The sequence below is a fragment of the Streptomyces mashuensis genome, from assembly GCF_014654785.1.
GTDB classification, from domain to species: domain Bacteria; phylum Actinomycetota; class Actinomycetes; order Streptomycetales; family Streptomycetaceae; genus Streptomyces; species Streptomyces mashuensis.
Map to the genome: position 1 here is coordinate 905,628 of NZ_BNBD01000001.1, position 14,596 is coordinate 920,223.

The following is a 14,596-nucleotide window of genomic DNA, read 5'->3' on the forward strand; positions in this document are numbered from 1 at the left end:
TCCGGGCGCCGTTGCCGGCCCGCCCCCACGGGCCGGGGCCCCGGCCGCCCCCTCCTGCCCCGCCCGCCACCGGGTTTGGCGCTCCCGCGCTCTGCTACGTACAGTTCACCGGAAGGCTTGTAGAACATAAGGACTGGAAACGACAGCGGCCATGACCGTCACCGAAGAGAACCGCGACGGCGCAGACCGCACGTCGGCCCCCGGCATCGACCCCGAGCGCATGGCGATCTGCCTGAGCGTGCTCCAGGAGCTCGACGAGCTGCCGGTCGACCACCCCGACGCGATCGCGGTGCGCCGCGCCACGTCCGGCATCTACCGCATGGTGAAGCAGCGCCGCCGCCAGGAGCGGCGGGCCGCCAAGACCGCGCACGACCGGGCCGTCACCGAGGCCACCGCCACCGGCTCGGCGGACCGCATCGACGACGAGACGCAGGGCCTGCTGCCCAGCTCCAGCGCCGCCGGTGAGATCGCGGGCATCCTCCAGCGCCCCCGGTCCTGCTACATCTGCAAGGCCCGCTACGTCGAGGTCGACGCCTTCTACCACCAGCTCTGCCGCGACTGCGCGGCCGAGAACCGCGCCCGCCGCGACGCCCGCACCGACCTCACCGGCCGCCGCGCGCTGCTCACCGGCGGCCGCGCCAAGATCGGCATGTACATCGCGCTGCGGCTGCTGCGCGACGGCGCGCACACCACGATCACGACGCGCTTCCCCAACGACGCGATCCGCCGCTTCAAGGCCATGCCGGACAGCGACGAGTGGATCCACCGGCTGAAGGTCGTCGGCATCGACCTGCGCGACCCGGCGCAGGTCGTGGCGCTCGCCGACTCGGTGGCGGCCGAGGGCCCGCTCGACATCCTCATCAACAACGCCGCCCAGACGGTCCGCCGCTCCCCGCGCGCCTACAGCGAGCTGATCGCGGCGGAGAGCGCGCCGCTGCCGGCCGGCGAGCTGCCGGCGTCCCAGGTGATCGGCGCGTTCGGCAGCGGCGCGGTGGACGCCGTGGCCGCCCTGCCGGGCCCGCGCGGCGAGGGCCTCACCGCCCAGGAGGTCACCGACCTGGCGCTGGTCAGCGGCTCCGCCTCGCTGGCCCGCATCGAGGCGGGCACGGCGATCGACGCGGGCGGCCTGGTGCCGGACCTGGACCCGACGAACAGCTGGATCCAGACCGTCTCGGAGGTCGACCCGGTCGAGCTCCTCGAAGTCCAGCTCTGCAACTCGACCGCGCCGTTCATCCTCATCAGCCGGCTCCGCCCGGCCATGGCGGCGTCCGCGGCGCGCCGCACGTACGTGGTGAACGTCTCGGCCATGGAAGGCGTCTTCAGCCGCGGCTACAAGGGCGCGGGCCACCCGCACACCAACATGGCCAAGGCCGCCCTGAACATGCTGACGCGCACCAGCGCCCAGGAGATGTTCGAGTCGGACGGCATCCTCATGACCGCCGTCGACACCGGCTGGATCACCGACGAACGCCCCCACCCCGACAAGGTCCGCCTCGCCGCCGCCGGCTTCCACGCCCCCCTCGACCTCATCGACGGCGCGGCCCGCGTCTACGACCCGATCGTCCGCGGCGAAGAGGGCGAGGACCTCTACGGCTGCTTCCTGAAGGACTACCGCAAGGCCAACTGGTAAACGGGCCGGCCCCGGCCGCGTTTGGGCATGCGCCCCGGGACTATGCGTTCCTTTGGTGAGATCTTCACTCAATCGTAGGTTGCTCATGAGGACCGGCGGTTCCTGACCGCCGCCCTTGGGATGCTCCCCTCCCATCGATTCGATCACTGAGGGGGAGCGGACATGTCCGATCAGGCAGCTGCGGGCCCGGCCAAGGGCGGCAAGTGGAAGAAGGGCTGCGGAGGGTGCGCCGTCGGCACGACGGTGCTGGTGGGCATCCTGGTGGCTGTCGCCGCCTCGTCGGGCGGCGGCAAGCAGCCGGCGGACCGGACCGACGCCGCGACCGGTTCCGCGCGGGACGGCGCGGTCGCCCGGCCGCAGCCGGGCAAGGCCGCCGCGCAGCCCCGCACGGTGCTGACCGAATCCGGCAGCGGCATCAAGTCCACGGCGAAGTTCACCGTGTCCGGCGACTGGGACCTCCGGTACAGCTACGACTGTTCCTCGTTCGGTACCGACGGCAATTTCATCGTCTCGGAAGGCGGCACCCTGGGGAACACGCTGGTCAACGAGCTGGGTGCGCAGGGCAAGGACGTGACACACCGGCTTGACGGCGGTACCAAGTACCTGGAGGTCAACTCCGAGTGCTCCTGGAAGGTGGAGGCCGTCGACCTGCCCTGATACACGGCCCGCCCCCGTCCCTCAGCCCAGCGTCTCCCGCAGCCACCTGACCGCGCCCGCCACGTCCGGCGTCTCGGGCACGTTCTCGGGGGACGGGGGGCGGCGGATGACGACGACCGGGATGCGGGACTCCCGGGCCGCCGTGAGTTTCGCGGACGTGGCGGCGGCGCCGCTGTCCTTCGTCACCAGGACGTCGATCGCGTACCGGTGCAGCAGGGCGCGTTCGCCGTCCAGGGTGAAGGGGCCGCGGTCCAGGAGGACTTCGGTGCGGGGTGGCATCGGGGGCTCGGGGGCGTCCACGGAGCGGACGAGGAACCACTTATCCTTCAGGTGCGCGAAGGCGCCGAGGCCCATGCGGCCCGTCGTCAGGAACACCCGCTCGCCCATGCCGGACAGCGCCCGTGCCGCGTCGTCCAGGGAGGCGACGTCGTGCCAGTCGTCGTCCGGGCCCGCCACCCAGCCGGGGCGGCGCAGGGCCAGCAGGGGGACCCCGACGGCGGCCGCGGCCCGTGCCGCGTTGAAACTGATCGTTCCGGCGAAGGGATGGGTGGCGTCGATGAGCGCGGCCACGTGCTGCTCGCGCAGCCAGCGGGCGAGGCCCTCGGGCCCGCCGAACCCCCCGATCCGCACCTGCCCGGCCGGCAGCCGCGGCGCGGCGACGCGTCCCGCGAGCGAACTGGTCACCCGCAGCGCCGGATCGGCGGCCAGCTCGGCGGCGAGCCGCCGCGCCTCCGTCGTACCGCCCAGGATCAGGACGTGCCGCTCGGCGCTCACCCTCACCTCGTGCCTCTCGTCCGGTGCCGCAGGGATGCACCAGCCTAAGCGGCGGGCCCGCCGTGGCTGACGGGGGACCCGGCGGCGGCCGCGCCGCACAGCTGAAGCACACCGGCCTGCGCCACGGCTGGACCACCGGCGCCTGCGCCACCGCGGCCACCACCGCCGCGTACACCGCGCTGCTCACCGGCGAGTTCCCCGACCCGGTCACCATCACGCTGCCCAAGGGCCAGACCCCGGCGTTCGCCCTCGCCGCCGAGGAGCTGGGCGACGGCCGGGCCATGGCCGGCATCGTCAAGGACGCCGGTGACGACCCCGACGTCACCCACGGCGCTCTCGTCCGCGCCACCGTGCGGCCGCTCCCGCCCGGTTCCGGTGTCGTCTTCCGGGCCGGCCCCGGCGTCGGCACCGTCACCCGCCCCGGCCTGCCCCTGCCCGTCGGCGAGCCGGCCGTCAACCCCGTGCCGCGGCAGATGATGCGCGACCACGTCGCGGAGGTCGCCGCCCGGCACGGCGGCAGCGGCGACGTGGAGATCGAGGTCTCGATCGACCACGGCGAGGAGATCGCCCGCTCCACCTGGAACCCGCGGCTCGGCATCCTCGGCGGCCTGTCCGTCCTCGGCACGACCGGCATCGTCGTGCCGTACTCCTGCTCGGCGTGGATCGACAGCATCCGGCGCGGCGTGGACGTGGCGCGCGCGGCCGGCCGCCGGCACGTCGCGGGATGCACCGGCGCCACCTCGGAGAAGGTGGCCGTCGCCGTGCACGGCCTGCCGGAGGACGCCCTCCTGGACATGGGCGACTTCGCCGGCGCCGTGCTCAAGTACCTGCGCCGCCACCCCGTGGACCGGCTCACCGTGGCGGGCGGCTTCGCCAAGCTGTCCAAGCTGGCCGCCGGCCACCTCGACCTGCACTCGGCGCGTTCCCAGGTCGACAAGGGGTTCCTGGCGGACCTGGCCCGCCGCGGCGGCGCCGGCCCGGCGCTGGCGGAGGCGGTCGCCACCGCCAACACCGGCCTGGAGGCCCTCACGCTCTGCCGCGACGGCGGCGTCCCCCTGGGCGACCTCGTGGCCGCGGCCGCCCGCGACGAGGCCCTGGGCGTGCTGCGCGGCGCACCCGTCGCGGTCGACGTGATCTGCATCGACCGCGGCGGGACGATAGTGGGCCGCGCGGAGCCCAAGGGCCCGCCCCCGCCCCCGCGCCCGCGCGTCAGTCGCTGACGACCGTCCGTCCGCAGGTGTCCCGGTCCCGCGCCACCGAGTACAGGTAGCTGTCCGGGAACTGTTCCGCCGCCAGCGTCCGCCCGACCAGGATCACGGCCGTCCGTACGATCCCCGCCGCCCGCATCCGGTCCGCGATGTCGGCGAGCGTGCCGCGCAGCACCACCTCGTCCGGGCGGCTGGCCATGGCGACCACCGCGGCCGGGCAGTCGGCGCCGTAGTGCGGCAGGAGTTCGGCGACGACGCGCCCGGCGTGCCGCGCAGCCAGGTGCAGCACGATCAGCGCGCCGCTGCGGCCCAGCGTGGCCAGGTCCTCGCCGGGCGGCATGGGCGTGGCCTGGTGCGCGACCCGGGTGAGGATGACGGTCTGGCCGACCGTGGGCACCGTCAGCTCCCGGCCCAGCGCCGCCGCGGCGGCCGCGAACGCCGGTACGCCGGGCACCACCTCGTACGGGATGCCGGCCGCGTCCAGCCGCCGCATCTGCTCGGCGACGGCGCTGAAGACGGACGGGTCGCCGGAGTGCAGCCGGGCCACGTCCTGGCCGGCCTCGTGCGCGCGGACGAACTCCGCGGTGATGGCGTCCAGGTCGAGCGTGGCCGTGTCGACGAGCCGCGCGTCCGGCGGGCATTCGGCGAGCAGTTCGCGCGGCACGAGGCTGCCGGCGTACAGGCAGACCCCGCACCGGGCCAGGAGCCGGGCGCCGCGCACCGTGACGAGGTCGGCGGCGCCGGGGCCGGCGCCGATGAAGTACACGGTCATGCGGGGCGTTCTCCTTCGGTGGGGGCGGAGGTGGGGGCGGACTTGACCACGGACCACTGGGTGACCGGCATGGCCTGCCGCCACCCGGTGAAGCCGCCGACGGGCACCGCGTGCGCGACGGCCAGGCGCGTCAGCTCGCCGCCGTGCCGCCGGTACCAGTCGGCCAGCAGCGCCTCGGACTCCAGCGTGACGGTGTTGGCGACGAGCCGGCCGCCGGGCGGCAGCGCCTCCCAGCACGCCGGCAACAGGCCGGGCACGGTGAGGCCGCCGCCGACGAAGACGGCGTCCGGCGCGGGCAGCCCGGCCAGCGCGGCGGGTGCCGCGCCGGTGACCACGCGCAGGCCCGGCACGCCCAGCGCCTCGGCGTTGCGGGTGATGCGCCCGGCCCGTACGGGGTCGCGTTCGACCGCGACGGCCCGGCAGGAGGGGTGGGCGCGCATCCACTCGATGCCGATGGAGCCGGAGCCGCCGCCCACGTCCCACAGCAGTTCGCCGGGGGCGGGGCCGAGCGCGGCCAGGGTCGCGGCCCGCACGTGGCGCTTCGTCAGCTGGCCGTCGTGCTCGTACGCCTCGTCGGGCAGGCCCGGCGTGAGCGGCAGCCGGAGCGCGCCGGGCGCGCTGCGGCACTCGACGGCGACGACGTTGAGCGGGTCGCCGGGCGGGTACGCCCAGTCGTCGGCCGTCGTCCCGCCGCCCACCAGGCGCTCCGCGGGGCCGCCCAGCTGCTCCAGCACCGTCATGCGGCTGGGCCCGAAGCCCCGTTCGCGCAGCAGCGCGGCGACCTCGCCGGGCGTGTGCGCCCCGGCGCTCAGCAGCAGGACCCGGCGCCCGTCGTGCAGCGCGGCGGCCAGTGCGGCCAGGGGGCGCCCGACGGCGCTGACCACCTCGGTGCCGTGCAGCGGCCAGCCCAGGCGGGCGCAGGCGTACGACACGGACGAGGGGTGCGGCAGGACGCGCAGCCGTTCGGCGCCGACGACCTCGGCCAGGGTGCGGCCGATGCCGTGGAACATGGGGTCGCCGCTGGCCAGGACGCACACCCGGCGCCCGGCGTGCGCGGCGAGCAGCCCCGGCACCGCGGGCCGCAGCGGCGAGGGCCACGGCACGCGCTCGGCACCGCACTCGGGCGGCAGCAGGTCGAGTTGGCGGGGGCCGCCGATGACGGCCTCGGCGCGCAGCAGCTCCTCGCGGGAGGCGGGGGCCAGGCCGGCCCAGCCGTCGGCGCCGATTCCGACGACGGTCAGGGGGGCGTGGGTCACGGCGTCTCCTCGTCGGCTTCCGGACAGCACCGGAACTCTACTGACCTGCGGTGACGGCACCCACCCCGGGCCCAGGCCGCCGCCCTTGCTGCATAGGATGTGCAATTACCCAATCAATGCAAGAAGTGTCGATGCAGGAAGTGCAGGAGGTGTGCCCGTGAAGCGCTCGCCCGTGGTGCTGGGGATCGAATCGTCCTGCGACGAGACCGGCGCCGGAATCGTCCGCGACGGCCGGCTGCTGGGGCACGCGGTGGCGTCCAGCATGGACGAGCACGCCCGCTACGGCGGTGTCGTCCCCGAGATCGCCGCCCGCGCCCACGTGCACGCCGCCGGGCCCGTGGTCCGCGCCGCCCTGGACCAGGCCGGCCTGGCCCTGCGCGACATCGACGCCGTCGCCGTCACCACCGGCCCCGGACTCTCCGGCGCCCTCCAGGTGGGGCTGGCCTCCGCCAAGACCCTGGCCTACTCCCTGGGCGTACCGCTGTACGGCGTGCACCACCTCGCCGGGCACGTGGCCGCCGACACCCTGGAGCACGGACCGCTGCCGAACCCGTGCGTGGTGCTCGTCGTCTCCGGCGGGCACACCTCGCTGCTGCTCGTCCGCGACCTGGCCCGCGACCCCGTCGTCCACCTGGGCGACACCCTCGACGACGCGGCCGGCGAGTGCTTCGACAAGGCCGCCCGCATCCTGGGCCTGCCCTACCCCGGCGGCCCCGCCGTCGACCGCGCCGCCCGCGCCGGCGACCCCGCCGCCGTGGCCTTCCCCCGCCCCCTCACCGGCCCCGGCGACGATCCCTACGCCTTCTCCTTCTCCGGCCTGAAGACCGCCGCCGCCCGCTGGGCCGAGGCCCACCGCGCCGCCGGCCGCGAGCTGCCCGTCGCCGACGGTGCCGCCGCGCTGCAGGAGGCCGTGGCCGACGTGCTCACCCGCAAGGCCGTCGCCGCCTGCACCGACCACGGCGTCTCCACCCTCGTCGTGGTCGGCGGCGTGGCCGCGAACTCGCGGGTGCGGGCGCTGGCCGAGGCGCGCTGCGATGCTGCCGGTGTCGAGCTGCGCGTGCCGCCGCTGCGCCTGTGCACCGACAACGGCGCGATGATCGCCGCGGTCGGCGACCTCCTCGTACGGGCCGGGGCCGCACCCGCACCGCTCGACGTCTCCGTCGACCCGTCCGCCCCGCTGGAGTACGCCGCGCTCCACCCCGTCGCCCGTACGAAGCCCCGCACCGCAGCCGTCGCCTGAACCCCCGTCCGGAGGACACCGTGCGCACCGCCGACATCCGCAGCCGCTTCCTCGACTTCTTCGCCGCGCGCGGACACCACGTGGTGCCCAGCGCGCCGCTGCCCACGCCCGACCCGACGCTGCTGTTCGTCAACGCCGGCATGGTGCCGTTCAAGCCGTACCTCACGGGCGAGGCGCCCGCGCCCTGGCCGCGCGCCACCAGCGTGCAGAAGTGCGTGCGCACCCTCGACATCGAGGAGGTCGGCAGGACCACCCGGCACGGCTCGTTCTTCCAGATGAACGGCAACTTCTCCTTCGGCGACTACTTCAAGGAGGAGGCCGTCGCCTTCGCCTGGGAGCTCTCCACCGCCCCGCAGGCCGACGGCGGCTACGGCCTCGACCCCGGCCGCATCTGGGTGACGGTCCACCACTCCGACGACGAGGCCGCGGCCATCTGGCGGCGCGTGGCCGGGCTGCCGGCGGAACGCATCGTCCGCCGCGGCGACGAGGACAACTTCTGGTCCATGGGCGTCCCCGGCCCCTGCGGCCCCTGCTCCGAGCTGTACTACGACCGCGGCCCGGCGTACGGGCGCGAGGGCGGCCCGGCGGTCGACGAGGACCGCTACATGGAGTTCTGGAACCTCGTCTTCATGCAGTACGAGCGCGGCGAGGGCGCAGGGAAGACCGGCTACCCCCTCCTCGGCGAACTGCCGCGCCGCAACATCGACACCGGCATGGGCCTGGAACGCATGGCGACGCTGCTCCAGGGCGTCGACAACCTCTACGAAATCGACGAGACCCGCCCGGTCCTGGACCGGGCCGCCGAACTGACCGGTACGCGCTACGGCGCCGACCACCGCTCCGACGTCCGGCTGCGCGTCGTCGCCGACCACGTCCGTACGGCCCTGATGCTGCTCGCCGACGGCACCGCACCCGGCAACGAGGGCCGCGGCTACGTCCTGCGCCGCATCCTGCGGCGCGCCGTGCGCTCGGTACGGCTGCTCGGCTACGAGGACCCGGCCCTGCGCGAGCTGCTGCCGGCGGCGCGCGACTGCATGGCGCACAGCTACCCGGAGGTCGCCGAGGACTTCGACCGCATCTCCCAGCAGGCGTACGCCGAGGAGGACGCCTTCCGCAGCACGCTGCGGCAGGGCACCACGGTGCTCGACACGGCGGTCGCGGAGGTCAAGGCCGACGGCGGCCGGCTGCTGCCCGGCGCCAAGGCGTTCCTGCTCCACGACACGTACGGCTTCCCCATCGACCTGACGCTGGAGATGGCCGAGGAACAGGGCGTCGAGGTCGACCGCGACGGCTTCGCCGCGCTCATGGCCGAGCAGCGCGAACGGGCCCGCGCCGACGCCCGCGCCCGCAAGTCCGCGGGCGCCCTCGACACGTCGTTGCTGCGGCCGGTGCTGGACGCGCACGGCCCCACGGACTGGCGCGCGTACGACACGCTGCTGACCGAGTCGAGGGTGCTGGCGCTGCTGGGGCCGGGCGGCGGGCCGGTGCGCGCGGTCCGCAGCGGGGAGATCGCGACGGTGGTGCTGGACCGCACGCCGTTCTACGCCGAGTCGGGTGGCCAGGACAGCGACGCGGGCCGGCTGACGGGGGCCTCGGTGGAGGCCGAGGTGCTCGACGTCCAGCGGCCACTGCCGGGGCTGGTGGTGCACCAGGTGCGGGTGACCGCGGGTGAGCTGGGAGTGGGGGACACCGTGCAGGCCGCCGTGGACGCCGAATGGCGGCTCGGCGCCCGCCAGGCCCACTCCGCCACGCACGTCCTGCACGCCGCCCTGCGCCAGGTGCTCGGCCCCGGAGCGCTCCAGTCCGGCTCGTACAACCGGCCCGGTCACCTGCGCCTGGACTTCCCCTGGCGCGGCCCCCTCGGCCCGATGGCCCGCGCCGAGGTCGAGGAGGCCGCCAACCGGGCGCTCCGCCGCGACCTGCCGGTCGACGTGCGCTGGATGCCGCTGGCCGAGGCGAAGGCGCTGGGCGCGCTCGCCCTGTTCGGCGAGACGTACGGCGAGCGGGTACGGGTCGTCGAGATCGGCGGGGCGTGGTCCCGCGAACTGTGCGGCGGCACGCACGTCGACCACGCGTCCCAGGTCGGCGTGGTGGCGCTGACCGCCGAGTCGTCGGTGGGCGCCGGCATGCGGCGGCTGGAGGCGGCCGTCGGCTTCGAGGGCTTCGGCTACCTGGCGCGCGAACGCGACCTGGTCGCCCGCCTGGCCGAGCAGCTCCAGGCGCCGCGCGACCGCCTGCCCGAGCGCGTCTCGGCCCTCCTGGACCGCCTCAAGACCGCCGACCAGCAGGCCGCTGACCTCCGCCGCCGCACGGCACAGGCCCACGCCGCCGAACTCGCCGCGTCAGCGGCCGACGTGCACGGCACGCTGCTGGTCACCACAGTGACGGACGACGACGCCCGCGCCCTGGCCCTGGCCGTCCGCGACCGCCTCCCGGCGGACCGCCCGGGCGTCGCGGCCATCGCCACCACGACATCCGGCCGCGCCACCCTGACGATCGCCCTCAACCCCCGCGCCACGACGGCGGGCCTGTCGGCCGCGACCCTGGTGAAGTCCGCTCTCTCGGGCCGCGGCGGCGGCACGGCGGAAGTGGCCCAGGGCGGCGGCATCCCGGCGGAGGAGCTGGGGGCGGCGCTGAATGGGCTGAAGGGCCTGCTGGCACGGGAGTGAGGGCGGTACGGTGCGGAGAGCGACGGAAGAACGGAGACCCACGTGACCGCACAGCACGCCGAGGAACCGGGCGAACTCGTGCCCCGGCCCGAAATGACCTTCCCCGCTCTCCGCGCCGCGCTGGCGCGAGTCGCCTCCTCCCGGCTCGCGGAGTTCCAGGCGGACCGTGACTCGGCGTTCACGGCAGCCACGCAGCACGCTTCGTTCCGGCCGATCAGGGCCTTCCAGCTCAAGTGGGCGACCGAGATCGAGATCGAACGCCGGCCCGCGCTGGCGGCCCGCTACCGCGCCGCACTGGACGCCGCCAACACACTCGACCGTGCCGACCCACGATGGCGGACGGCCATGGACGAGTGCATGGCCGTCCGCGAGGAGGCCAGGGCGGCGGTGACCGATGACTGACGCCTGGGGGTGGGAGTACGACCCCGACCCCGCCTACGTGATCGGCGGCATCGACAACCTCGCGTTCGTCGCGAAGGTCGAGGAACGGGCGGACGAGCTCGTCCGGGCCGCGGCGGCGCTCTACCTGGACGGGGTGAAGTACACCGGTGCTTCGCCCCGTATGCAGGAGGAGACCGTCGACGCCTCGGGCATGTTCGTCTACCAGGTCATCCCGCGCCACCAGCGGGTCTACATCCGACAGGTGACCTTGCTCGGTCCCTGAGCGCTCACCCCTCCGGGTACCGGCGCGGTGTCCACACCACCGTTTCCGGGGAGCCGTCGGCCGCGCGGCGGGAGACGCGGGTCTGCGTCGATCCCACGATCAGCAGCGTGCGCATGTCCACCTCCGCCGGGTCCAGCTCCCCGAGCGGCACGATCCGGATCCGCTCCGCCGGGCCGCCCACGTCGCGGGCCAGGACCACCGGTGTTTCCGGGGATCGGTGCTCCAGCAGCAGGTCGCGGGCCTTGCCCACCTGCCAGACGCGGCTGCGCGAGCCCGGGTTGTACAGGGCCAGGACCAGGTCCGCCGCGGCCGCCGCGCGCAGGCGTTCCTCGATGACCTCCCACGGCTTGAGGCGGTCGGAGAGGGAGACGACCGCGTAGTCGTGGCCCAGCGGGGCGCCCGCGCGGGACGCCGCCGCGTGGGCGGCCGTCATGCCCGGGACCACGCGGACCGGGACGTCCCGGTACGGGTCCTCGGACGCGACCTCCAGCACCGCCGTGGCCATCGCGAACACGCCCGGGTCGCCCGACGAGACCACCGCCACGCGCCGGCCCTGCCGGGCCAGGTCGAGGGCGAACTCGGCGCGCTCCGACTCGACCTTGTTGTCCGAGGCGTGCCGCCGCTGTCCCGGGCGGGCCGGGACCCGGTCGACGTACGTGCTGTAGCCGACGACGTCCTGCGCCGCGGCCAGCACGCCCCGCGCCTCCGGCGTCAGCCACTGCGGGCCGGCCGGGCCCAGCCCGACCACCGCGACCTCACCGCGACCGCCACCCGCCGGCGCGGCGTCGACGCGGCTCGGCAGCACCGCCACCGAGAAGTACGGCACCGACGCGGGGTCGACGTCCGCCACGTTCCCGGTGCGCTCCCCGTCCATCGTGGCGCGCTCGACGTAGCGCGCCTCCTCCAGGCGCCCCGCGCGGTCCAGCGCGCCGCGCACGGTGGGGAAGGTGCGCCCCAGCTTCATCACCACCGCCGAGTCCGTGGCGGCCAGACGGGCGGTCAGCTCCTCCTCCGGCAGCGTGCCCGGCAGGATCGTCAGCACCTCCTCGCCCTCCACCAGCGGCTCGCCCAGCCGCGCCGCGGCGGCGCTCACCGACGTCACGCCGGGCACCACCTCGGTCGGGTAGCGGTGCGCCAGACGCTTGTGCATGTGCATGTACGAGCTGTAGAAGAGCGGGTCGCCCTCGGCGAGCACGGCCACGGTGCGCCCCGCGTCCAGGTGCGCGGCGAGCCGCGCCGCGGCCTCCTCGTAGAACTCCTCCATCGCACCCCGGTAACCACCGGGGTGGTCGGTGGTCTCCGTGGTGACGGGATAGACCAGCTGCTCCTCGACCTGCTCCGGGCGCAGGTGCGCCGCGACGATCGAGCGGGCGATGCTGCGGCCGTGCCGCGCGCTGTGGTAGGCCACGACGTCCGCGGCCCGCACGACCTCGACGGCCCGCAGGGTCAGCAGCGACGGGTCGCCGGGGCCGAGCCCCACTCCGTACAGACGGCCGGCCGGCTGGTGCTGCTCGCTCACTCTTCCTCGCTCGCTATCGCGTTGATCGCGGCCGCGGCCATCGCGCTGCCGCCGCGCCGGCCCCGCACCACCAGGTACTCCAGCCCCAGCGCATTGGCCGCCAGGGCGTCCTTCGACTCGGCGGCGCCGATGAAGCCGACGGGGATGCCGAGGACCGCGGCCGGGCGCGGCGCGCCCTCGGCCACCATCTCCAGCAGCCGGAACAGCGCCGTCGGCGCGTTGCCGACGGCGACGACCGCGCCGTCGAGCCGGTCCCGCCACAGCTCCAGCGCGGCCGCGCTGCGCGTGGTGCCCATCCGGCGCGCCAGCTCCGGCACGGCCGGGTCGGTGAGCGTGCACAGCACCTCGTTGCCGGCCGGCAGCCGCTTGCGGGTGACGCCGCTGGCGACCATGTTGGCGTCGCACAGCACCGGCGCGCCGGCCAGCAGCGCCTCGCGGGCGCGCGCGACGACGGCCGGCGAGTACGCCAGGTCGCGGACGAGGTCGGTCATCCCGCAGGCGTGGATCATGCGGACCGCGACCCGGGAGACGTCCGGCGGCAGCCCGTCGAGACCGGCCTCGGCGCGGATGGTGGCGAAGGACTGGCGGTAGATCTCCGCGCCGTCCTTTTCGTAGTCGAACACTGTGCCCTCGGTGCCCTCGTCGTTCATGCCGTGCGTGTGCGTGTGCGTTGGTGTGTACGTGTCGTGGTGCGTGCCCGCGCCACCGCCGTGGCCAGGTCCGCCGCCGGTGCCGCCGCCGGTACCGTCCGGCCGCCGTCCGGTGACGTGACGCGGTAGCCCGCGTCGGTCGCCAGCACGTCGACCCACCGGCCACCGGGGTGGCCGCACCGCCGCTCGCACCCGGACCAGTACACCGGCAGCGCGCCCGGCCCACCAGGGGGCGAGGCCGTCAGGCACGCGGCCGCGTCGGCCCGTACGTCCGCCAGGGACTTGGCGCAGCCCGGGCGGCCGGCGCAGGCGCCCGCGCCGTACCAGGGCGAGGCGGTGGAGGTGACCAGTCCGGCGGCGCCGAGCTCCGTGAGCCGCGCCGGGGCGGTGGCGGCCGGCAGGCCGGGGAGGACGACGCCGCGCCAGGGTGTCACACGCAGTTCGCCGTCGCCATCGCGCCCGGCGGTACGGGCCAGCAGCCGCCACTGCGCGCTGGTCAGCCGGCCGAGGGGCGCGTGCACGGACAGCGCGCACCGCCCGCCGGGCGCGGGCAGCACACCGGGGGCGGGCGGTGGGCCGGCAGTGGCGCCGGCGTGGGGGAGGGGCGTGGAGGTGATGCCGGCGGCGCTCAGGCGCCGCGCCAAGGCGTCGATGCCGGGGCGGTGTTCGGGCGGCAGCTCCCGTACGCGCCAGGCCCGGCGGCCGGTGTCCCGCAGCACGTCCAGGAAGACGGCGGCGGCGAGCACGGCGGCCCGCGGGGCGGCGGGGCCGGGGACGCGCAGCGCGGGGCCGTCGGTGCCGAAGCCGAGGCGGGCGTGGTGGCCGCCGGGCTCTGCGATCAATGTCACATCGGGGGCGAGGGCGACGATGTCGCCGCAGCCGTCGTCGAGGCCGAAGAGGAACCGGCCGGAGAGGGCGGAAAGGTCCGGTTCGCCCGAGCACAACAGGCGGTCCAGCTCCCGCACCCAGGGATGGACGAGGCCCGGGACGGGCGAAGCCACCACATTGCGGACGCGGTCGTGGCGGTCGGACGGCAGCAGCCCGGCGGCGCGCAGGCGTTCGCCGAGCCCGGCGCCGCAGTCGTCCGGCAGGCCGCGGAGCTGCACGTTGCCGCGGGAGGTGAGGTCGAGGTGCCCGTCGCCGAGGGTGTCGGCGAGGCCGGCCAGCGCCTCTGCCTGACGGGCCGTCAGCAGTCCGCCGGGCAGGCGGACGCGGGCCAGCGCGCCGTCGTCGGCGGCGTGCAGCCGCAGGGCGCCCGGGCAGGCGTCGCCGCGCGGGCGGTCGGGCGGGACGTCGGGAGTGCCGGGCATGCGGGGAGCATACCCAGGGGCGCCGGGCCCGCCGGCGGGCGAGGCGCGGAGAGGACGGGCAGAAGACGCGGAGAAAGTGCGGGTCAGGGGCCCGGCCCCGGCGCCGGTGCGACACGCATCGCTACTATGACTCCGCCAGCGACGGCGCCAGGGGAGGAAGCCGGTGGAACTCCGGCACGGTCCCGCCACTGTGAGCCCGGCAGCGCCGCACCGCGCCGCCGTGCGAGTCAGGAACTCCCGCCGTCCT

General features: G+C 75.5%; 13 protein-coding genes and 1 riboswitch. Of the genes, 7 read left to right on the forward strand and 6 right to left on the reverse strand.

Annotated features, from left to right (window positions below; all coding sequences use genetic code 11):
- Nucleotides 1-151 precede the first annotated feature (151 nt).
- Both IE305_RS03760 and IE305_RS03765 read left to right on the forward strand, forming a co-directional pair.
- Entirely contained in the window at nucleotides 152-1,630 is a 1,479-nt protein-coding gene (locus tag IE305_RS03760; protein WP_190127889.1) for an SDR family NAD(P)-dependent oxidoreductase, read from the forward strand.
- A 162-nt stretch (nucleotides 1,631-1,792) separates the two neighbouring features.
- Complete coding sequence (locus IE305_RS03765; protein WP_190127890.1) at nucleotides 1,793-2,287, forward strand: hypothetical protein; 495 nt, start codon at nucleotides 1,793-1,795, stop codon at nucleotides 2,285-2,287.
- Between the two features lie 21 nt (nucleotides 2,288-2,308).
- On the opposite strand, the gene IE305_RS03770 is transcribed toward IE305_RS03765, so the two are convergent.
- On the reverse strand, nucleotides 2,309-3,067 hold the full coding sequence (locus IE305_RS03770; protein ID WP_190127891.1) for a cobalt-precorrin-6A reductase: 759 nt from the start codon (nucleotides 3,065-3,067) through the stop codon (nucleotides 2,309-2,311).
- 56 nt (nucleotides 3,068-3,123) lie between these two features.
- Between IE305_RS03770 and IE305_RS03775 the strand changes: the two genes are divergently transcribed.
- Nucleotides 3,124-4,281 carry a cobalt-precorrin-5B (C(1))-methyltransferase gene (locus IE305_RS03775; protein WP_190127892.1) on the forward strand — a complete coding sequence of 386 codons (1,158 nt, stop codon included), beginning with the start codon at nucleotides 3,124-3,126 and terminating at the stop codon, nucleotides 4,279-4,281.
- Here IE305_RS03775 and cobM read toward each other — a convergent pair.
- Together cobM and cbiE are read right to left on the reverse strand one after the other, a co-directional pair.
- On the reverse strand, nucleotides 4,271-5,041 hold the full coding sequence (gene cobM, locus IE305_RS03780; RefSeq protein WP_190127893.1) for a precorrin-4 C(11)-methyltransferase: 771 nt from the start codon (nucleotides 5,039-5,041) through the stop codon (nucleotides 4,271-4,273). The genes IE305_RS03775 and cobM overlap by 11 nt on opposite strands.
- Nucleotides 5,038-6,297 (reverse strand): precorrin-6y C5,15-methyltransferase (decarboxylating) subunit CbiE, encoded by a 1,260-nt coding sequence (gene cbiE / locus IE305_RS03785; RefSeq protein WP_229890494.1) that lies wholly within the window; start codon nucleotides 6,295-6,297, stop codon nucleotides 5,038-5,040. Before cbiE ends, cobM begins: the two co-directional genes overlap by 4 nt.
- Nucleotides 6,298-6,469: 172 nt before the next feature.
- Here cbiE and tsaD point away from each other — a divergent pair, with 172 nt between their 5' ends.
- Genes tsaD through IE305_RS03805 form a run of 4 tightly spaced genes read left to right on the forward strand, consistent with a single transcriptional unit; the run spans nucleotide 6,470 to nucleotide 10,870 of the window.
- Complete coding sequence (gene tsaD / locus IE305_RS03790; protein ID WP_229890588.1) at nucleotides 6,470-7,537, forward strand: tRNA (adenosine(37)-N6)-threonylcarbamoyltransferase complex transferase subunit TsaD; 1,068 nt, start codon at nucleotides 6,470-6,472, stop codon at nucleotides 7,535-7,537.
- 20 nt (nucleotides 7,538-7,557) lie between these two features.
- The gene (gene alaS / locus IE305_RS03795; RefSeq protein WP_190127895.1) at nucleotides 7,558-10,206 is read left to right on the forward strand and encodes an alanine--tRNA ligase; all 2,649 of its coding nucleotides are present in this window, start codon (nucleotides 7,558-7,560) and stop codon (nucleotides 10,204-10,206) included.
- 42 nt (nucleotides 10,207-10,248) lie between these two features.
- Nucleotides 10,249-10,608, forward strand: coding sequence for a hypothetical protein (locus IE305_RS03800; RefSeq protein WP_190127896.1), 360 nt, complete (start codon nucleotides 10,249-10,251; stop codon nucleotides 10,606-10,608).
- Nucleotides 10,601-10,870: a hypothetical protein gene (locus tag IE305_RS03805; protein WP_190127897.1), complete on the forward strand. Its 270-nt coding sequence runs from the start codon at nucleotides 10,601-10,603 to the stop codon at nucleotides 10,868-10,870. Before IE305_RS03800 ends, IE305_RS03805 begins: the two co-directional genes overlap by 8 nt.
- A 4-nt stretch (nucleotides 10,871-10,874) precedes the next feature.
- On the opposite strand, the gene IE305_RS03810 is transcribed toward IE305_RS03805, so the two are convergent.
- Genes IE305_RS03810 through IE305_RS03820 form a run of 3 tightly spaced genes read right to left on the reverse strand, consistent with a single transcriptional unit; the run spans nucleotide 10,875 to nucleotide 14,349 of the window.
- Nucleotides 10,875-12,389, reverse strand: a complete 1,515-nt coding sequence (locus IE305_RS03810; protein ID WP_190127898.1) for a precorrin-2 C(20)-methyltransferase — start codon at nucleotides 12,387-12,389, stop codon at nucleotides 10,875-10,877.
- Complete coding sequence (locus IE305_RS03815; protein WP_190127899.1) at nucleotides 12,386-13,039, reverse strand: precorrin-8X methylmutase; 654 nt, start codon at nucleotides 13,037-13,039, stop codon at nucleotides 12,386-12,388. Before IE305_RS03815 ends, IE305_RS03810 begins: the two co-directional genes overlap by 4 nt.
- On the reverse strand, nucleotides 13,036-14,349 hold the full coding sequence (locus IE305_RS03820; protein WP_190127900.1) for a ferredoxin-like domain-containing protein: 1,314 nt from the start codon (nucleotides 14,347-14,349) through the stop codon (nucleotides 13,036-13,038). Before IE305_RS03820 ends, IE305_RS03815 begins: the two co-directional genes overlap by 4 nt.
- Nucleotides 14,350-14,502: 153 nt before the next feature.
- Nucleotides 14,503-14,586: riboswitch (cobalamin riboswitch) on the forward strand.
- Nucleotides 14,587-14,596 lie beyond the last annotated feature (10 nt).